The organism is Longibaculum muris (assembly GCF_004343035.1).
Taxonomy (GTDB): domain Bacteria; phylum Bacillota_I; class Bacilli_A; order Erysipelotrichales; family Coprobacillaceae; genus Longibaculum; species Longibaculum muris.
Map to the genome: position 1 here is coordinate 21244 of NZ_SMCQ01000002.1, position 18747 is coordinate 39990.

19 protein-coding genes, 1 tRNA gene and 1 pseudogene are annotated in these 18747 nt (G+C 32.2%); 4 read left to right on the top strand and 17 right to left on the bottom strand.

What is annotated here, in order from left to right:
- Positions 1-74 precede the first annotated feature (74 nt).
- Positions 75-159 (bottom strand) — tRNA-Leu (locus EDD60_RS02195).
- 44 nt (positions 160-203) lie between these two features.
- Positions 204-749, bottom strand: coding sequence for a DNA-3-methyladenine glycosylase I (locus EDD60_RS02200; protein WP_066446095.1), 546 nt, complete (start codon positions 747-749; stop codon positions 204-206).
- An 82-nt stretch (positions 750-831) separates the two neighbouring features.
- Here EDD60_RS02200 and EDD60_RS02205 point away from each other — a divergent pair, with 82 nt between their 5' ends.
- Together EDD60_RS02205 and EDD60_RS02210 are read left to right on the top strand one after the other, a co-directional pair.
- Positions 832-2154 (top strand): RsmB/NOP family class I SAM-dependent RNA methyltransferase, encoded by a 1323-nt coding sequence (locus EDD60_RS02205; RefSeq protein WP_066446097.1) that lies wholly within the window; start codon positions 832-834, stop codon positions 2152-2154.
- Entirely contained in the window at positions 2151-2591 is a 441-nt protein-coding gene (locus EDD60_RS02210; protein ID WP_066446098.1) for an HD domain-containing protein, read from the top strand. The genes EDD60_RS02205 and EDD60_RS02210 overlap by 4 nt, the downstream gene beginning before the upstream one ends.
- A gap of 23 nt (positions 2592-2614) precedes the next feature.
- On the opposite strand, the gene trxA is transcribed toward EDD60_RS02210, so the two are convergent.
- From trxA to EDD60_RS02285, 15 genes are all read right to left on the bottom strand, one after another.
- Positions 2615-2923, bottom strand: a complete 309-nt coding sequence (trxA, locus tag EDD60_RS02215) for a thioredoxin (RefSeq protein WP_066446101.1) — start codon at positions 2921-2923, stop codon at positions 2615-2617.
- A gap of 88 nt (positions 2924-3011) precedes the next feature.
- Positions 3012-3668 carry a nitroreductase family protein gene (locus tag EDD60_RS02220; protein ID WP_066446103.1) on the bottom strand — a complete coding sequence of 219 codons (657 nt, stop codon included), beginning with the start codon at positions 3666-3668 and terminating at the stop codon, positions 3012-3014.
- A gap of 14 nt (positions 3669-3682) precedes the next feature.
- A complete protein-coding gene (locus EDD60_RS02225) occupies positions 3683-5851 on the bottom strand; it encodes a DNA topoisomerase III (protein ID WP_066446106.1) in 2169 nt (722 codons plus the stop codon).
- An 80-nt stretch (positions 5852-5931) separates the two neighbouring features.
- On the bottom strand, positions 5932-7767 hold the full coding sequence (locus tag EDD60_RS02230) for an ABC transporter ATP-binding protein (RefSeq protein WP_066446109.1): 1836 nt from the start codon (positions 7765-7767) through the stop codon (positions 5932-5934).
- Positions 7767-9497: an ABC transporter ATP-binding protein gene (locus tag EDD60_RS02235; RefSeq protein ID WP_066446111.1), complete on the bottom strand. Its 1731-nt coding sequence runs from the start codon at positions 9495-9497 to the stop codon at positions 7767-7769. The genes EDD60_RS02230 and EDD60_RS02235 overlap by 1 nt, the downstream gene beginning before the upstream one ends.
- Before the next feature lie 82 nt (positions 9498-9579).
- The gene (locus EDD60_RS02240) at positions 9580-10023 is read right to left on the bottom strand and encodes a MarR family winged helix-turn-helix transcriptional regulator (RefSeq protein WP_066446115.1); all 444 of its coding nucleotides are present in this window, start codon (positions 10021-10023) and stop codon (positions 9580-9582) included.
- 92 nt (positions 10024-10115) lie between these two features.
- The gene (locus tag EDD60_RS02245) at positions 10116-11285 is read right to left on the bottom strand and encodes an FprA family A-type flavoprotein (protein WP_066446118.1); all 1170 of its coding nucleotides are present in this window, start codon (positions 11283-11285) and stop codon (positions 10116-10118) included.
- A gap of 86 nt (positions 11286-11371) precedes the next feature.
- A complete protein-coding gene (locus tag EDD60_RS02250; protein WP_066446121.1) occupies positions 11372-11683 on the bottom strand; it encodes a (Fe-S)-binding protein in 312 nt (103 codons plus the stop codon).
- Positions 11673-11858, bottom strand: coding sequence for a hypothetical protein (locus EDD60_RS02255; RefSeq protein WP_132226193.1), 186 nt, complete (start codon positions 11856-11858; stop codon positions 11673-11675). Before EDD60_RS02255 ends, EDD60_RS02250 begins: the two co-directional genes overlap by 11 nt.
- Positions 11858-12430 (bottom strand): electron transport complex protein RnfA, encoded by a 573-nt coding sequence (locus tag EDD60_RS02260; protein ID WP_066446124.1) that lies wholly within the window; start codon positions 12428-12430, stop codon positions 11858-11860. The genes EDD60_RS02255 and EDD60_RS02260 overlap by 1 nt, the downstream gene beginning before the upstream one ends.
- A gap of 1 nt (position 12431) precedes the next feature.
- The gene (gene rsxE, locus EDD60_RS02265) at positions 12432-13082 is read right to left on the bottom strand and encodes an electron transport complex subunit RsxE (RefSeq protein WP_066446126.1); all 651 of its coding nucleotides are present in this window, start codon (positions 13080-13082) and stop codon (positions 12432-12434) included.
- 13 nt (positions 13083-13095) lie between these two features.
- On the bottom strand, positions 13096-13626 hold the full coding sequence (locus EDD60_RS02270) for an FMN-binding protein (protein WP_066446127.1): 531 nt from the start codon (positions 13624-13626) through the stop codon (positions 13096-13098).
- 12 nt (positions 13627-13638) lie between these two features.
- A complete protein-coding gene (locus tag EDD60_RS02275) occupies positions 13639-15489 on the bottom strand; it encodes an RnfABCDGE type electron transport complex subunit D (RefSeq protein WP_066446131.1) in 1851 nt (616 codons plus the stop codon).
- 15 nt (positions 15490-15504) lie between these two features.
- Positions 15505-16812 carry an RnfABCDGE type electron transport complex subunit C gene (locus EDD60_RS02280; RefSeq protein WP_066446132.1) on the bottom strand — a complete coding sequence of 436 codons (1308 nt, stop codon included), beginning with the start codon at positions 16810-16812 and terminating at the stop codon, positions 15505-15507.
- A 165-nt stretch (positions 16813-16977) separates the two neighbouring features.
- Positions 16978-17235: a hypothetical protein gene (locus EDD60_RS02285; protein WP_066446137.1), complete on the bottom strand. Its 258-nt coding sequence runs from the start codon at positions 17233-17235 to the stop codon at positions 16978-16980.
- Between the two features lie 145 nt (positions 17236-17380).
- Here EDD60_RS02285 and EDD60_RS02290 point away from each other — a divergent pair.
- Positions 17381-18271, top strand: a pseudogene (locus tag EDD60_RS02290) (dihydrolipoyl dehydrogenase family protein); the annotation flags it as partial.
- Positions 18248-18703 (top strand): hypothetical protein, encoded by a 456-nt coding sequence (locus EDD60_RS16795; RefSeq protein WP_449560092.1) that lies wholly within the window; start codon positions 18248-18250, stop codon positions 18701-18703. The pseudogene EDD60_RS02290 and the gene EDD60_RS16795, both read left to right, overlap by 24 nt.
- Positions 18704-18747: the final 44 nt, after the last annotated feature.

The following is an 18747-nucleotide window of genomic DNA, read 5'->3' on the forward strand; positions in this document are numbered from 1 at the left end:
TATAAAATACAATCAATTTTTTCATTTCAAAGCACAAAAAAACTGATACATCACGTATCAGTTATTTAAATAGATGGTACCCGAGGTCGGACTCGAACCGACATGACCTAGATCGCAGCATTTTGAGTGCTGTGCGTCTACCAATTTCGCCACTCGGGCATAACGAACTTGCTCATCTATTATAGTATATATTTTCATAAAAATCAATAGAAATCACAATTAATTTCATGATCGTTATAAATTCCAATAGCTTGTAGATAGCTATAGATAATTGTTGGTCCAACAAACTTAAAACCACGTTTCTTTAAATCTTGAGATATCTTTTGTGAAAGTTCATCATATGATGGAACATCTTTTGATGATGCATAATGATGCTTGATTGGCTGAAAATCAACATAAGACCAAATATACTGATCAAAGCTTCCAAATTCTTCTTGAACTTTCATAAATGCCTGAGCATTGCTGATAATGGCTCTCATCTTTAATTTATTTTTGATTAATAAAGGTGTTTGCATTAATTCTTCATATTTAGTTTCATCATATTGCGCAATCTTTAAATAATCAAAGCCATCAATTGCTTGTTCATATGCCTTTTCTTTCTTTAAAATAATTTCCCAGCTTAATCCCGCCTGTAATCCTTCTAATATTAACATCTTATATAATTGAACCTCATCATGTTGTGGTATTCCCCAAACATGATCATGATATTCTCTTAATTCATCACTATATGCCCATCCACATCTTGTCATTTTTATCACCAATATGATTTTAACATACTTTTTTGATTTACACATCCCCTTTTGGTTTGTATAATGATAAAAGGTGAATATGATGAATGAATTATTTGAAAAACAGATGAAAGACATCTTAAAAGATGAATATGATGATTTTATGGTTTCTTTAACACAACCAAATATTAAAGCATTTTATTTAAATCCACAAAAAAAGAATGTTTTAGATTATTTGAATCAAGAGTATATCAAACCTCATGTTGTTGTGAAGGATGGTTATTATTTTGATTATGAGCATTATCCTTTAGGGAAATCTCCTTTTTTTGCTTGTGGAGCATATTATATCCAAGAACCAAGTGCAATGCTTGTTTCTCATTTTTTAGATGTGAAAGAAGATGACTATATTTTAGATATGTGTGCTGCTCCAGGTGGAAAAACTTGTGCAGTTGCTAGTCGTTTATCTCAGCAAGGTCTTATGATTGCTAATGATATTGTTTCTTTGCGGGCAAAAATTCTTTCCGAGAATGTCGAAAGATTTGCTTTACAAAATACGATTGTAACCAATTGTGATCCTTTGCAATTGACTAAGACTCTCCCTGGTTTCTTTGATAAGATTATTTTGGATGCACCTTGTAGTGGTGAGGGAATGTTTAGAAAAAATGATCAGGCGATTGAAACATGGTCAATAGAAAAGGTCAATGAATGTGCATATATTCAAATACAATTGTTAGATGCAGCTATGTTATTATTAAAACCTGGAGGACAATTGATTTATTCAACTTGTACTTATAATACCATTGAAAATGAACAACAAATTCAATATCTTTTAGATCAATATGATTGTTCCTTAATTCCTCTTAAAAAGAGTCATGGTATGATGCCAGGAATCGATATGGAGGAAGCAATTCGTTTATATCCTCATCATTATCAAGGTGAGGGACATTTTATCGCCTTGATCCAAAAACATGGTGAAGCTGCTACTACAAAAGTAAAAGCCTTAAAACCAACTATCTCAAAACAAAATCAAAAGTTAGTACAAGACTTTTACTCACAATACCTCAATCTCAAAGCCCCACAATATCTCTACGATAACAACAATCATATCTATGCCCTACTTCCTCAATTTCCCGAACTCAAAGGGATAAGAGTTCTAAGAAACGGTTTATATTTAGGGGAATGTAAGAAAAATCGCTTTGAACCAAGTCTTGCTTTAGCCTTGACTTTACATCATGAGGATGTTAAACAATCATATACTTTCCATGAAAATGATTTAAAGGTTAGACAATATATGCATGGAGAAGCAATAGAAGGCAGCAATCAGAAAGGTTATGGTGTGATTTTTGTTGAAGATTATCCACTTTCTTTCTATAAAGAAAGTCAACATCAGGCAAAAAATCTTTATCCAAAGGGGTTAAGACGATGAATCGATATCAAAACTTAAAAGATATTTTCTTTCAAACAATTGAAGAAAAATGTCATGGTATTTATAAACAAAAAGCTTATTTTCATAGCCTACAAGTCAGTACACTCACTCAAGAATTTGCATTAAAAAAACACCTTGATATAGAGTTAGCTAGTATCATTGGTTTATTCCATGATTATGCTCAGTTTATCAATCATTCTTCATTTGATCATGCCAGTCGTAGCAGTCAAATGCTTTTACCTTTGCTTGAAGATTTCAATGAAGAAGAAAAAAACATCATTACTAATGCAATTAAAAATCATAGTGATAAAGAACGCATTGATGATGTTTATAGTGAAATTTTAAAAGATGCTGATGTGTTAGCACAATATTTGGCTGAACCTGATATAATTTTAAAAGCGAGTTATCAAAAAAGATTAAACCTTTATGTAAAATAAAAGCACTTCATTGTGAAGTGTTTTTATTTTAACATATCTTCTAATGCTTCATAAGGCATAAATCCCATTTGACGAGAAACTGGTTGCCCATTTTTGAATACAATTAATGTTGGAATAGATTGAACACCAAATTGCATAGCTAAAGCATTTTCTTGATCAACATCTACTTTTAAAACTTTAGCTTCTGGATGTTCATCCGCTAATTTTTCAACACTTGGAGCTAACATTTTGCATGGTCCACACCAAGTTGCAAAGAAATCCACAAAAACCAAATCATTGTTGGCAACAACGTCATTAAATTCACTACTATTAACATGTAATACGTTTGACATATATATCATCCTTTCTACTTCTTCAATTTGTCTATATTGAGTCTATCATAGAGTATGCATTTTCGCAACTCATGTGCACCTCAAATTATTATATCCAAATATCCGCTTGTTTATGAGCTCCGATTTCAAAATGATATTTAATAATACCGAGATTAATCTTTGCATAACTGCCATGACTTGATATTTCAACATGTTCATCTTTAAGCGTTAAAAAGAACTTCTGTTGATTCATTGCTGTTGGCGCTAACATGACAGCTTCCATCCCTTTGATGAACCAATCTGTAGGTTCATCAAGACATGTATAAAGTTTTTCGATTGGCATATTTTTATGTGGTTTCCCTAAATTGTCCCCATAACCAATAGTGATTATACAAATGAGTTCTTCATGATCATTGATTTGACAAGGAACTTTTTTACGATTATAGGTTGCTGCTACCCAACAAGTATTTAATCCCATCTGTTGAGCTTTTAAAACAAGACTTTCACCATAATATCCAATTTTTTCTTGATCGTCTTGATGACCTACTAAAGCAATATAATTTTGTACATTTTTAAATCTTCCATAATGAACAAAGAAACTTTCAAAAGCATGTGGTTCATTTAAGATCATCTGGAAATGTAAATGATGTTGTTGATTGATTTGATCTATTTCTTGATAAAGCTGTTCAACCTTATCTTGTTCGATCGCTTTCTTTTGATAATGACGAACAGAATGACGGGCATTCATAGCTTCAATAATATCCATTGTTTTCCTCTTTTCTATTTCAATTGATCTTTTAAATTTAACAATGCGGCAAATGGTGAATCATCAACTGACATCTGTGTTTCTTTCTTTTGTTTTTGTAAATATTTCTTAACATCACTTTTACCAGCAGTTTGCTTTCTTTCTTCACGTTCTTTTTGAAATGCCTTCATACCAATACGATATCCACATGTTTTACAAACAAACATTTGTTTATCCCCTTTACCTACCAGTTCCAATTTCTTATGACACTGAGGACAGCGTGCATTGGTAATAACTGACAGGGTTTCACGGTAATGACACTCACGTGATGAACATACTAACATCTTACCTTTTTTACCATTCACTTCTAATAATGGTTCTCCACATTCAGGACATTTTTTATGAGTCATATTATCATGTTTAAATTGACCATCACTCTTTTCAATTTCATCAATGATACGAACTGTATATTGTCTTATCTCTTTAATAAATTCTTGAGAGTGTAGTTTTCTTTGCGCTATTTTAGATAATTGTAATTCCCATCTAGCCGTCAGTTCTGGCGAACGAAGATCCTCAGGCACAAGTGACAATAATTGTCTCCCTTTATGCGTGACATGAATATCTTGACCATGTTTTTCAATTAGAAAAGTATTAAACAATTTCTCAATAATATCAGCACGAGTCGCTACCGTTCCTAGTCCACCTGTCTGAATTAATGTCTGATTCAATTTTTGGTTAGAATGATTCATAAAACGAACTGGATTTTCCATTGCTGATAAAAGTGTTGCTTCATTAAAATAAGCCGGTGGCTGAGTTTGACCATTTGTTTTGATGATATCAACAATCTCAAGTTTATCTCCTACTTGAACAATTGGTAATAATTGTTCATCATCTTGCATATCATAAACTTCTTTCCAGCCTTTCACCTTTTCTCTTTTCCCTTTAGCAATGAATGTTTCATGACCTAAATGAGCAGTCAAAGTTGTTTGTTCATATTCATAAGGTGGTAATAAAACAGCTAAGAATCTTTTTAAAACTAACTCATATATTTTTAATTCACTTTCATTCAATTCACCTAAATAAGCTGTTTGTTCTGTAGGAATAATTGCATGGTGATCACTGACTTTACTGTTATTAACAAAATGTGCTTGTTTTTTGATGGATTGAGATAAGATCTTTTGAATCACTTGATCATGATTTCCACCTAATGAAGCTTCTAAACGTTCTTTTAAAGTTGGAACGATATCATCTGTTAAATAACGGGAATCGGTTCTTGGATAAGTTAATAATTTATGATATTCATATAGACTTTGCATGATTGATAATGTTTCTTTTGCTGAATAGCCATATATTTTATTTGCATCTCTTTGTAATTCAGTTAAATCATATAATTGTGGAGAATATTTCTTTTTGGATGTTTTTGTAACATCACTGACTTGAAAAGATTGATTTTCATTATCTTGTATGATTTGATCAATTTGTTTTTCATCAAATAAATATGTTTCATTCTTCAAACCATGCCATGTCCAATGAATATCTGATGTTTTCACTTGAATACCATAAAAATCCTGAGGTTTGAAATGACGAATTTTATCTTCTTGTAAAGCAATCATAGCAAGAGTTGGTGTTTGTACACGTCCACAAGCAAGTTGCGCATTATATTTACAGGTTAAAGCTCGAGTTGCATTGATGCCAACAAGCCAATCAGCAACACTACGACTATATGCACTATAAAATAAAGGTTCATAGGCCTTTGCATCTTTTAAATGAGCAAAGCCATCACGAATAGCTTTATCCGTCACTGATGAAATCCATAGACGTTTTAAAGGTTTTTGAACCCCAGCCTTTTGAATAATCCATCTAGCAACCAGTTCTCCTTCCCTTCCCGCATCTGTTGCGATGACAATTTGGGAAACATCTTTTCTTAACATTTGTGCTTTCACACTTTGATATTGCTTATTCGTCTTTTTAATAACAACTAATTTCATATTTTTAGGCATAATAGGAAGATCTTCTATCTTCCAGCTTTTATAATTTTGATCATAATTTTCTGGGTCAGCTAAAGTTACAAGATGTCCTAATGCCCAAGTCACAATATATTGATTGCCTTCTAAAGCTCCATTGATTTTCTTATGACAATTTAAAACTCTCGCGATATCCTTACCTACTGATGGTTTTTCTGCTAAAACTAATATTTTTGACATATCTTCTACTCACTTTCTCTTATATAAGCAGTCTATCATAGCTATCCATCTTTATCAATAAAGAAAAAGGTCTACTGACCTTAATCCATTTCAATAGCCCCTGTATATAATTGATAATATTTCTTTTTCTCTTTCATTAATGATTGATGATTACCACTTTCAATAATACGACCTAATTCCAATACCATAATACAATCACTATTTTTAATTGTTGATAAACGGTGAGCAATAACCAAAGTCGTACGTCCCTGCATCAATTTATCCATTCCATCTTGAACTAATTTTTCAGTTCTTGAATCAATTGAAGATGTTGCTTCATCAAGAATTAAGACTGGTGGATTAGCAACTGCTGCTCTTGCAATAGCTAATAATTGACGCTGTCCTTGAGATAAATTACTTCCATCACCCGACAACATTGTCTGATAACCATCAGGTAAATGTTTAATAAACGTATCAGCATTAGCTAATGAAGCAGCAGCTATACATTCTTCATCAGTCGCATCTAAACGTCCATAACGGATATTATCCATAATTGTTCCCGTAAATAAATGAGTATCTTGTAAAACCACTCCTAATGATTTTCTTAAATCATCTTTTTTAATCAATTTAATATCAATACCATCATACGTAATCGTTCCTTTTTGAATATCATAGAAACGATTAATTAAATTAGTAATTGTGGTCTTTCCGGCTCCAGTCGCCCCAACAAAAGCAATCTTTTCACCAGGTGCAGCAAACACATTGAGATCATGTAAAACCATACGATCATCAAAATAACCAAAATCAACATTTTCAAGACGAATATCACCTTTCATCTCAACCAATTCAATTTCACCATTTGTACGAGGATGGCGCCATGCCCAATGTCCGGTACGCTTTAATGTTTCTTGCATTTGACCATCAACATACTCTACACGACAAAGTGTTACAATCCCTTGATCATCTTCACTTTTTTGATCAAGTAAATCAAAGATACGTTTTGCCCCAGCTTGAGCCATAGCCACACTGTTAATCTGTTGAGAGATTTGTCCAATTGGCTGATTGAAGTTTTTATTCAAGGTTAGAAAAGAAACCAATGTCCCAATTGTAATTCCAACAACTCCACTAATTGATAAAATTGCTCCAATAACAGCACAAATAATATAAGAGAAATTTCCAATTTGAATTGTTACTGGCATTAAAATATTCGCAAATTTATTTGCTTTATAAGCACTATTTCTTAAATCATTATTAATATTTCTAAAATCTTCGATCGCTTTTTCTTCATGATTAAAGACTTTCACAACTTTTTGACCAGAAATCATTTCTTCAATATATCCATTAACACGACCAATATCATTTTGTTGTTTAACAAAATAATGTCCCGATAAACTTCCAATTTTTCGTGATACATATACCATAACACATAACATAACAAGACTGATACATGTTAAAGTTATACTTAATGTTAACATAGAAATAAAGACTGTGATAATGGTAATGCAACTTGATGTTAATTGTGGAATAGATTGACTGATTAATTGTCTTAAGGTATCAATATCATTCGTATAGACAGACATCACATCACCATGTGAAGTACGATCAAAATAAGCAATTGGTAATGATTCCATATGTTCAAATAATTCAATTCTTAAATGTCTTAAAAATCCTTGTGTGACATTAACCATAATCCTACTAAATGCATAAGCACATATAACTCCCATCATAAAGAAAGCTGCAACTCTTATCAAAGCATAAAACAAACCAGTAAAATCAGGATTAGGTTGACCAATTAAAGGTGTAATATAATGATCAATTAAAGTTTGCATAAATAATGTTCCTTGAACCGTTGCATACGCATTAGCAATAATACAAAGAAAAACAATAATTAAATGAATTTTATATTCTTTCCATAACATTTTTAATAATCTTTTCATTAGTCATCCTCCTTCCCTTTCTTTTGTGTTTCATAGATGTTTTGATAAATATCATTTGTTTTTAATAATTCTTCATGGGTTGCAAAACCATCTACAACACCATCATTTAATACAATAATACGATCGGCTTGTTCAACACTGGAAATACGTTGAGAAATAATAATCTTGGTTGTATCGGGAATATGCTTAGCAAAAGATTGTTGAATACTTGCATCAGTTGCTGTATCAACCGCACTCGTTGAATCATCAAGAATTAAAATCTTTGGTTTCTTTAACAATGCTCTAGCGATACATAAACGTTGCTTTTGACCACCAGAAACATTAGAACCGCCTTGTTCAATATAAGTATTATAACCATCTTCAAAACGTTCAATAAACTCATCTGCACAAGCCAAACGACAAGCCTGTTGACATTCTTCTAAAGTTGCATTTTCATTTCCCCATCTTAGATTCTGTAAGATTGTTCCACTAAACAAAACATTCTTTTGTAAAACAACGGAAACTTCATCTCTTAAAACCTCAAGATCATAATTTCTAACATCAACTCCAGCAACCTCAACACAACCTTTATCAACATCATAAAGACGACTAATTAAACTAACTAAACTACTCTTAGCACTCCCAGTTCCACCAATAATACCAATTGTTTCACCACTTTCAATATGCAAATCAATATCTCTTAAAACTGGTTCTTGACTTCCATGTTGATAAGAAAATGTTACATGATGAAAATAGATCTCTCCATTTTTAACCGTTTTAATCGCATTTTCTGGTGATACAAGATCTGACTTTTCATTAATGACTTCACTAATACGTCTTGCTGATGCGAGTGACATTGTAATCATAACAAAAGCCATGGATAACATCATCAAAGACATCATAATATTCATTGTATAACTAAATAAACTGGTTAATTCCCCAGTTGTTAAACTTCCACCAACAATGCTTTTTGCTCCTAACCAAGATAAAAGCAAGATACAGCTATATACTGAAAGCATCATAGCGGGACTATTAAAAGCCAAAACACTCTCTGCTTTTACAAATAATCGATATATATTTTGCGCAGCTCTCTTGAATTTTTCATCTTCATATTTTTCTCTTACAAATGATTTAACAACACGAATACCAACAACATTTTCTTGGACACTTTCATTTAAATCATCGTATTTAGGAAAAACATCATTAAAATATTTCATTGCCATTCGCATGATAATTCCAAGGACACAGACCAAGAAAATAACTGCGACAACGAATACCATACTTAATTCCGGATTAATCATCAATGCCATCGATAAAGCACAAATCAAAACCAATGGTGAACGAATACATATCCTAATTAACATTTGATAAGCATTTTGAACATTCGTTACATCCGTTGTTAAACGTGTAACCAAACCTGCTGTACTATATTTATCAATATTAGAGAAAGAAAATGTTTGAATATGTGTATACATCCTATCTCTTAAATTGGCAGCCAAACCTGTTGATGCTCTGGCGGCAAATTTTCCTGCCAGGAAACCTAATGAAAGTGTTCCAATCGCAATAATAAACATCAAGATTCCATAATGAATGACTTCATTCATATTCTTTCCTTCAATTCCTTTATCAATTAAACCAGCCATTAATAATGGAATTAAAATTTCCATAAAAACTTCAATAGATGCAAAGACAATTGTCAATATAGAATCTTTTTTATATTGTTTAATTTCTTTCATTAAAGTCTTAATCATAATTTCACCCCTTTACACAAAGTACGTAACCAAACTGTTTGTATACGAACTATATATTGAATAAAAAATCAGGTTACCCTGATTATAGCCCTTTTCTGATATTATCAATTAATTTATCAGAAATCTTAATAAACGTTTCAATTTCTTCTTGAGATAATCCTTCAATTAATTGATTATGGATTTGTTCCATATTGTATGACATCCTTTTGTTAAACTCTCGACTTAAATCGGTTAAAACAATTTTCTTCAAACGTGCATCATGAGCAACCGGAACTCTTTGAATCATTCCTTTTTTACACATAAGCTTTAACATTTCAGAAGTTGTTGAACGATTAATAGAAAATTCAGACTCAATATCTTTTTGAAAAGTATCTACTCCCAATTCTTCTCGTTCATCTAAAAAACCTATAATCCATGTATGCATTAATGTTGCTCGATCAGGACGATGTCCAAATTTTTTATCCATTGTTCTTTTCATCAAATTGTTCAATGTTTTAATACGATGTCCTACAGGATCACGATACATTTTATCACCTCATTGTTCGGTTACGAACATATCATAACATGATTCTTTAAAAATGTAAAGAGCATTCAAAATCTTTTATCTTCGTTGACATCTCACATACAAGCTTCATCAAGACATCCTTCTTCCATAATTGCTAACGCTAATTGAATAAGATTATCTTCATCAGCTTTTTTCATTGCCCCTTTGATTGTCACATTTCCTAAATCACCCATATTCTTCATTGTACTTGTGATATCTTTCATAGTTCTTGTAGCACATGGTGCCCATGAACCATTTTCAATATAAGCAACTGGACGATTTTGGAAATTCTTATTTTTTAAATGATGTAAGAAATCATCCATTGGAGCAAAGACTCCGCCATCATAACTTGACGCAGCTAATACCAATCGATCATAACAAAAAGCATCCCCTATTACTTCTGAAATATCTTCATGACATAAATTTCTTAAAATAACTTTCTCTCCGTGTTTTTCTAATTCTGTTTTTAAAAACTGAGCAGCTTCGTATGTATGTCCATGAATTGATGCACAAACAATCAATACCCCAGCTTCTTCACTTTGATAAGAACTCCATAATTGATAATAACGTAAATATTGCATTAAGTTTTCTTTTAAAACTGGTCCATGTAATGGACAAATGGTTTCAATATGTAGACCTTTAAGCTTCTTTAAAACATTTTGAACTTGTAATCCATATTTCCCTACAATATTTGAATAATAACGTCTTGCTTCTTCAACCCAAGGATTTTGATCATCATTAAAGGTACCAAAAGCATCAGCACTAAAAACAAGTTTTGCCTCAACAAGATAACTCATCATAACCTCTGGCCAATGAACCATTGGTGCCATCATAAACTGTAATGTATAACGTCCTAAAGATAATGTATCCCCTTCTTTAACTTGAATACGTTTGATCTGACTATCTAAACAAAAAAATTGGTCAATCATCTGGAATGTTTTCATATTCCCGACAATTTGAATATTTGGATATTTCTCAGCTAAAACTTGAATACATGCTCCATGATCTGGTTCCATATGCGAAACAACCAAATAATCAGGCTCTCTATCTTTTAATACTTCTTCAATATTTTCCATCCAGATATCTTGTACTCTTTTATCAACTGTATCCATAATAACAATTTTCTCATCTTTTATTACATAAGAATTATATGTAACTCCTTGCTTTAATGGATATTGTCCCTCAAATAAATCTAAAGCTTGATCATTAACACCAACATAATAAATATCTTTACCTATCTCCATATTTTTCACCTCTATGCTATTTTACTCCTTGTTTAAGATGATATCAAAGAAAGTGCTCAAAAGAAAAGAGATTGCTTCGCAATCTCTTAAACAGTTACTTTTACAGTTGTTCCATCTGGTCCTGGAGTTTCATTCAAGTAAGAAACAATTTTTTCTCTTGTTTCTTGATTACTTACAACACATCCAGAAACCTTAGTTGTTTCCCCTTCAACTAAAGCATTTGCAAATCCTGAACATCCTGGGTATCCACATCCACCACAGTTTGCTCCAGGAAGCATTTCAATGACTTCAGTAACACGGTTATCTTCTTCAACAACAAGATATTTATTGGCAATTCCTAAAACACATCCAAGAACTGCACCAATCGCAACTAATGCCAAAACTGCACTAATGTTCATCTTTGTCTTCATCCTCATGATGAGCACTATGATGAGTACAAGCAATATTGTTGCAACCACCACATTCACTCATATCTTCACACCCCTCTGGTTTAGGAGTATGTTTATTCATTAAATAAGTTCCAATAAAGACAGCCACCAATGCAGCCATCCATACAAATGCCCAAATGCTCATTAGACAAGACCTGCGATTCCGGCAATAGCACATGCCATAATCCCAGCAGTAATTAGTGCAATTGGTGTTCCTTTAAAACTTTCAGGAACGTTCGCAATATCTAATCTTTCTCTAATTGTTGCAAAGACATAAATAACAATTGTAAATCCAATAGGTACTGCAAGTCCAGCAACTGCTGCTTCAATTAAGTTATATCCAGCACTGATATTATCTAATGCAACCCCTAATACCGCACAGTTTGTTGTAATTAATGGTAAATAAACACCCATTGCTTTATAAATGTCAGGACTTGTTTTCTTTAAGAACATTTCAACGAATTGAACTAAAGAAGCAATAACTAAGATAAAAGTAATCAAATCTAAGTAAGTAATTTCTAATTTTACCAATACATAGTTATAAAGTAACCAAGTTACAATAGAAGCTACAAAAATAACAAATGTAACAGCATAACCCATGTTTAAAGCATTCTTAGGTTTCTTAGAAACCCCAAGTAATGGACAAACAGCATAGAATTTACTTAAAACAACGTTATTAACAAAAGTTAACCCAATAAATAAACTTACTAATTCCATCCTATTTCACCTCCGCATTCTTTGCTTTCTTTTCTTTTCTAACTTTTAAGAATTGAATAAAAGCAAGGATACAACCTAAAGTAATAAATGCACCTGCAGGTTGAGTAAATAATGAAACAGCATATTCACTAAAAGCACTAAATTGGAAAATCACTTGACTTGCATCAAATGGATTAAATAAAGATAATCCACCAGTTCCAATTAATTCTCTAAAGAATGAAATCACTAAAACTGCAAATGTATAACCTAGACCCATTCCTAAAGCATCTAAGAATGAATCAACAACACCATTTTTAGAAGCAAAGCTTTCAGCTCTCCCTAAAATAATACAGTTAACAACAATCAATGGAATGAATACCCCTAAAGACTCATATAAAGCAGGTGTATATGCATTCATAATCATTTGAACACATTTAACTAGTGTTGCAATAATAACGATGAAAACAGGAATTCTGATTTCATTTGGAATAATATTTCTTAATAATGAAATAATCACATTACTCATAATTAAGACACAAATAACTGCCATCCCCATCCCTAACGCATTTGTTAGTGATGTCGTAATTGCTAAGGCTGAACATAGACCTAACAATAAGACAAAGATTGGGTTTTCAATAAATAAACCTTTTTTAAAAATATCAAACTTTTTCATCTATGTTCCCTCCTTATTTAAAATTTTCTTCATAATGTTGAGTAGCTTGTTCAATTCCATCAACAACTGCTGAAGATGAAATAGTTGCACCACTTATTGTATCAATACTATCGCCAATATTCTTACCAACGATACCATCTTTAAATGGTTGATCTTTAACTTTTGAACCAAAGCCATTTGTTTCACCACTGGCATCAATAACTTCATAACCTTTATAAGTTCCATCTTTATCTAAAGCAATAAGATAAACGATTGGTGTACTTGCTCCACCATAACCAGTAACACTACATTTATAAACATAACCTTTAACACTACCACCGCTACTTGCTTCATAAACAGCTTGTAAAGCAGGATAATCTGAAAGATTTGTTTCAACAGCTTTGAATTCTTCACCAGAAGTATAAATCTTCACTAAATTTTCTTTTTCACTAGCAATTTTTGCTTCTTGAATCACTGGATCAGTCATTTCATACACTGATGATAAGGCTGCTCCTGAAAGTCCAGCAACGACTGCAAGGAAAAGAGCTAATTTTAATATTTTCATAGATGTTCCTCCTTATTTTGTTGCTGCAATTGCTTTTTTAATTGCAGTAACAATTCCTTTCGTTGTCATTGTTGCACCAGTTTTTGTATCAACTCCATCAATATCAGCAAAACCAAATTCACTTGCTAAGTATTTGTCATAGAAAGCTTTTCCTTTTTCTGTTGCTACTGGAGTTCCATGAACTAATTCAGCACCATAGTATTCTGTTTCACCAGATGCATCAATAAATTCAATCTTTTTCACAACTTGTTTTGCTTTATCTACAGTAATTTTGATTTTCATTGGTTGATCAGCATTGTATCCAACTTCACTCATTGTATAAACATAAGTGTCACCTTTGACTTCACGATCTAATTGAGACATGATAATAGCACCCTTAATTGCATTAACGATACCTTTTGTTGTCATTGTCGCACCAGTCTTTGTATCAATACCATCAACTTCACTTGTTTTAAATTCACCAGTTAAATACTTATCATGGAATGCTTTACCTTTTTCAGTTGCTACTTCTGTTCCATGAACAATTTCAGAACCATAATATTCTGTTTCACCAGGAGCTTCTAAGACTTTAACAGATTTAACTGTGTCACCAGATACTTTAACTTCAATTTTCATTGGTTGATCAGCATTATATCCAGTTGTTTCCATAACAAAACCACCATCAACTTCTTTAACAACCTTCCAATTGAAAGCATTCGCTTCTTCTTCAGCCTTTTTCTTTTCAGCTTCTTCTTTTTTCTTCGCATCAGCAGCAGCTTTTGCTTCAGCCGCAGCAATATCGCTTTGGATACTATATCCAGCACCATAAACGCAACCAATAGACACACCTAAACAAATAGCAATTGTAGCCCATTGTTTTGCAATTCTTGTATTTGTTCTACCTAAAATAAATGAATCAATTAATGGTGTTAACATATTCATCAATAAGATAGAGAATAAAACACCTTCAGGATAATTCGCTTTTAAACGAATAATCATTGTTAAAAATCCTAGTCCAATACCATAAACAATCTTACCAAGTGGACTTGTAGGCGATGTCACCGGATCTGTTGCCATGAAAATAGCTCCAAATGCTACCCCACCAATACATAAATGCATCACTGGATAAGTTGCTAAATCAAGACCATTCATTAATGCATAAACACCACTTAAAATAAGAATAGTTCCTAAATAAGCTACTGGAATTCTTGCATCATAAACTTTTCTAAAAGCTAAAACAATTCCAACTAATAAAATTAACCAGATACAAGTTTCACCTAAAGTTCCACCATGATTTCCTGTAATTAAATCCATCAATGTGTAACTAAAATCAGTTCCACCCATCCAATGAGTACCAGCAAGCATTGTAGCTGGTGTTGCTGTTGATGTGACATCAACAATTCCTTGAACACCACCCATTCCTTCAACATATGGTAATAATTTATCACCAAATGATAAATGAACAAGAACACGTCCAACTAATGCTGGGTTAAAAATGTTTTGACCAAATCCACCAAAAACTAATTTTCCTAAGAAAATAGAAATAAATGAACCAATCGCAACAACATATAAAGGTGTACCAATAGGTAAAGTCAAGGCAAAAATAATTGCGGTTACCCAAGGAAACCCATTTTTTATTTGTTCTAATACATTTGTTTTATGGATAAGTCCCCACACTGCTTCAGTTGCAACTCCCACAACAATTGAAACCACATAAATAAGTGCTGCCGCAATCAATGGTTCATTTGTTGGGTAGTTATAATAGAAATGATATAAAGAATATGCAACAATCACCAATAATCCGATTGTTAAATCTCTCATAATACGATGTGTAGAGAGTTTTTGTCTATAGTTTGGTGACGTTCTTTGTAAAGTAATCTTCATTAATTTTCACCCTCCCTACGCTTTCTTTCTCTTTTGTGCAAGTTGATAACGACGTTTTGCTTTTGCTACCATGTCTGTCACTTCAATCTTACTTGGACATACATAAGTACACATACCACATTCAATACAACGATCAACTTCCAATTTTTCAATTAATTCAACATTAGCTGCTTTTTCACCTTGCATAATACGCACAGGTTGTAAATGAGCAGGACAATGTAAAGTACATTCACCACATTTTAAACATGGTAAAGGTTTAATATCTTCTTTTTTCATGACTGTAATAGCATTGTTATGACTATAAATAACAAATGTATCATTCATGACTGATTTACCCATCATTGGTCCACCACCAACTAAGAATCCATCACAATCTTCATCAATATAACCACCAAGTTTTTCAACAATATAGTTAACTGGTGTTCCAATTGCAACTTCAACGTTTTGTGGATTTTTTAATCCATTTCCAGAGAAAGTGACAACACGGTGAGTAATTGGTTCACCTTTTCTAATACCTTTAGATAAAGCAATTGCTGTTGATGAGTTATTAACAATAACACCAATTTCAGCAGGTAATTTATCATATTCTTTTTTAAAGATAGTATTCACTAAAACTCTTTCCCATCCCATTGGATAACGATCAGGTACTTCACGTGGTTCAATGTTATCATAGTTCTTTGCTTCTTCAACTAATAATTCCATTAAATCAGGTTTATGTTCTTTAATCGCAATAATCGCATTCTTAGCTCCAGCAGCTTTGATTAAGAAGTGAGCCCCATCAAATAAAGCTTTAACATCTCTTTTCATCGCAAGATGATCACTTGTTAAAAATGGTTCACATTCTACCCCATTAATCAAGATTGTTTCAATATTTGTTGGATTGCTATATTTCACATAAGTAGGGAATCCTGATCCTCCTAATCCAACAATACCTAATTCTTTAATGGCATTAAAGACTTCTTCTTGACTCATATGGTCAGCATCTTTGACTTCATAAGCTTTTACTCTTTCGTTCTTATGGTCATTTTCAATGACGATATGCTGCTGTAATCTTTTTGAAGCATGCATACGTTTTTCAATTCCCTTAACAGTTCCCGAAACAGAAGAATAAATTGGCACATACATACTCTTACGAGTAGCCAACTTTGTACCTATACAAACATGATCTCCTTCTTTTACATGGACATCAAAATCTGTTGCTGTTCCTAAAACAAGGGGAATATAAACAACATCTGGTGCTTCAATAGACAAGATTGGTTTATCTTTTGTTAAACCTTTTTGTCCATCTAGTTTAATTTTTCCTTTTCCAGATAAAATTGACATTGTATCCCTCCATATCTTATTTTATTCCTCACCATTATAACATTATCTTTTCATTTTGGGAACCTTTTCACAACCTAATTTCTAAATTAGAAAATAAAAAAAATGTATTTTCCAACAAGTTTTTATCATTTATCCAATAACTGTAAAGAAAAGAAGTTATTTTCTTCAAATAACTTCTTTTTTCTCAATAACAACCGCTTCTCCACAAATAAAGACACGAGATTTTTCGCCAACTTCCATATGTACATTTAAAATAGCATTTGCCCCTACTTTCCCTGCCTTTTTCATCAAGACACGTTGTGCTTCTAAAACACTATCTTCAATAGTTCTAGTCAGCATCATCTTATCATCATAAGCATAAATAAGTCCCAAATCTTCTTTAACTTGATAATCTAAATAATATGGTAAAGCCGAAACAATCATTTTTGTTACCTCCTTTATTTATTTTATTATATCATAAGCAACACATAAAAAGATATTGGGACTCTATAACTTTAAAAAATCATATAACTTGATTTTATAAAGTTACTATGATAGAGTGACAATGTAGACAAAGGAGGTCGTACATATGAAACATTATGATGCTATTATTATTGGATTTGGAAAAGGTGGTAAAACTCTTGCAATAGAGTTTGCTAAACGTGGCAAGAAAGTTGCAATGATTGAAAAATCTCAGGAAATGTATGGTGGAACTTGTATAAATGAAGGATGTATTCCTTCAAAATCATTAATTGTTCAAGCTCATCAAAAAACATATCAAGAAGCTATTTTATAAAAAGAGAAATTAGTTTATCAATTACGTCAAAAGAATTATGATAAATTGAATCAATTTGATAATATTGATATTATTGATGGAACAGCACGCTTTGTTAATGATCATCAAGTTGAAATTATTAATCAAGAAACGATTGAAGGTAATTATATCTTTATCAATACTGGTTCAACACCAATTGTTCCTCATATCAAAGGAATCAATGAAACCAAACATATCTATAACAGTGCCACAATGATGAAAGAAGAAAAGCTTCCACAACATTTAGCTATTATTGGTGGTGGTTATATTGGTTTAGAGTTTGCCAGTATGTATGCAAGATATGGCAGCAAGGTTACAGTGTTTGAATACAATGAACGTTTAGTAATGCGTGAAGATGAAGATGTTGCTTTAGAAATTCAACATATCTTAGAAAATCAAGGGGTTCAATTTAAATTTTCAAGTCGAGTTCAAGAAGTCAGCAACCAAAATGAAAAAGTAATCATTCAATACTCTCAAAATGATGTTGGTTATATTGATCATTTTGATGCTGTATTGCTTGCAGCTGGACGCATTGCCAATACTGATGAACTTGGTTTAGAAAACACTGGTGTCAAAGTGAATCAAAGAGGTCAAGTGATTGTTAATGATTATTTACAAACGACTGTTCCTCACATTTATGCCATGGGTGATGTCAAAGGTGGACTACAATTCACATATATTTCTTTAGATGATTACCGTATTGTCAAAGATCATCTTTTTGGCAAACAAGAACGCACTGTCAATAATCGTGGATATATTCCTTACTCAGTTTTTATCTCACCTACATTTTCACGTGTTGGGTTAAGTGAACAAGAAGCCTTACAACAAGGTTATGAAATAAAAGTCGCAAAAATTCCAACTGCTTCTATTCCTCGTGCTAATGTTGATGGAAAACCAGAAGGTGTTTTAAAAGCCATTATTGATAAAAATACTGATCAAATATTAGGATGTGTCCTTCTTTGTGAACGTAGTGAAGAAATGATTAATTTTGTTGAACTTGCAATGAATCAAAATTTAACATATCAAGATGTAGCCAATCACATCTTTACTCATCCATCTATGAGTGAAGCTCTTAACGATCTCTTTAATGCTGTATAATAGAGATAGAATTTTTATCACAAAAAGGGTATAATGAATCTATA

Excerpts from the sequence above, each read along its gene's own strand:
- EDD60_RS02230 (WP_066446109.1), bottom strand. The coding sequence starts at position 7,767 with ATGAAAAGATTATTAAAAATGTTATGGAAAGAATATAAAATTCATTTA.
- EDD60_RS02250 (WP_066446121.1), bottom strand. The coding sequence starts at position 11,683 with ATGAACATTAGTGCAGTTTTGGCATTAGTTGCGATTGGTGCAGTTCTT.
- EDD60_RS02280 (WP_066446132.1), bottom strand. The coding sequence starts at position 16,812 with ATGTCAATTTTATCTGGAAAAGGAAAAATTAAACTAGATGGACAAAAA.
- EDD60_RS02220 (WP_066446103.1), bottom strand. The coding sequence starts at position 3,668 with ATGGATATTATTGAAGCTATGAATGCCCGTCATTCTGTTCGTCATTAT.
- EDD60_RS02200 (WP_066446095.1), bottom strand. The coding sequence starts at position 749 with ATGACAAGATGTGGATGGGCATATAGTGATGAATTAAGAGAATATCAT.
- EDD60_RS02205 (WP_066446097.1), top strand. The coding sequence starts at position 832 with ATGAATGAATTATTTGAAAAACAGATGAAAGACATCTTAAAAGATGAA.
- trxA (WP_066446101.1), bottom strand. The coding sequence starts at position 2,923 with ATGTCAAACGTATTACATGTTAATAGTAGTGAATTTAATGACGTTGTT.
- rsxE (WP_066446126.1), bottom strand. The coding sequence starts at position 13,082 with ATGAAAAAGTTTGATATTTTTAAAAAAGGTTTATTTATTGAAAACCCA.
- EDD60_RS02240 (WP_066446115.1), bottom strand. The coding sequence starts at position 10,023 with ATGTATCGTGATCCTGTAGGACATCGTATTAAAACATTGAACAATTTG.
- EDD60_RS02285 (WP_066446137.1), bottom strand. The coding sequence starts at position 17,235 with ATGATTGTTTCGGCTTTACCATATTATTTAGATTATCAAGTTAAAGAA.
- EDD60_RS02235 (WP_066446111.1), bottom strand. The coding sequence starts at position 9,497 with ATGATTAAGACTTTAATGAAAGAAATTAAACAATATAAAAAAGATTCT.
- EDD60_RS02210 (WP_066446098.1), top strand. The coding sequence starts at position 2,151 with ATGAATCGATATCAAAACTTAAAAGATATTTTCTTTCAAACAATTGAA.
- EDD60_RS16795 (WP_449560092.1), top strand. The coding sequence starts at position 18,248 with ATGGGTGATGTCAAAGGTGGACTACAATTCACATATATTTCTTTAGAT.
- EDD60_RS02275 (WP_066446131.1), bottom strand. The coding sequence starts at position 15,489 with ATGAAGATTACTTTACAAAGAACGTCACCAAACTATAGACAAAAACTC.
- EDD60_RS02225 (WP_066446106.1), bottom strand. The coding sequence starts at position 5,851 with ATGTCAAAAATATTAGTTTTAGCAGAAAAACCATCAGTAGGTAAGGAT.
- EDD60_RS02260 (WP_066446124.1), bottom strand. The coding sequence starts at position 12,430 with ATGGAATTAGTAAGTTTATTTATTGGGTTAACTTTTGTTAATAACGTT.
- EDD60_RS02245 (WP_066446118.1), bottom strand. The coding sequence starts at position 11,285 with ATGGAGATAGGTAAAGATATTTATTATGTTGGTGTTAATGATCAAGCT.
- EDD60_RS02270 (WP_066446127.1), bottom strand. The coding sequence starts at position 13,626 with ATGAAAATATTAAAATTAGCTCTTTTCCTTGCAGTCGTTGCTGGACTT.
- EDD60_RS02255 (WP_132226193.1), bottom strand. The coding sequence starts at position 11,858 with ATGAGCATTTGGGCATTTGTATGGATGGCTGCATTGGTGGCTGTCTTT.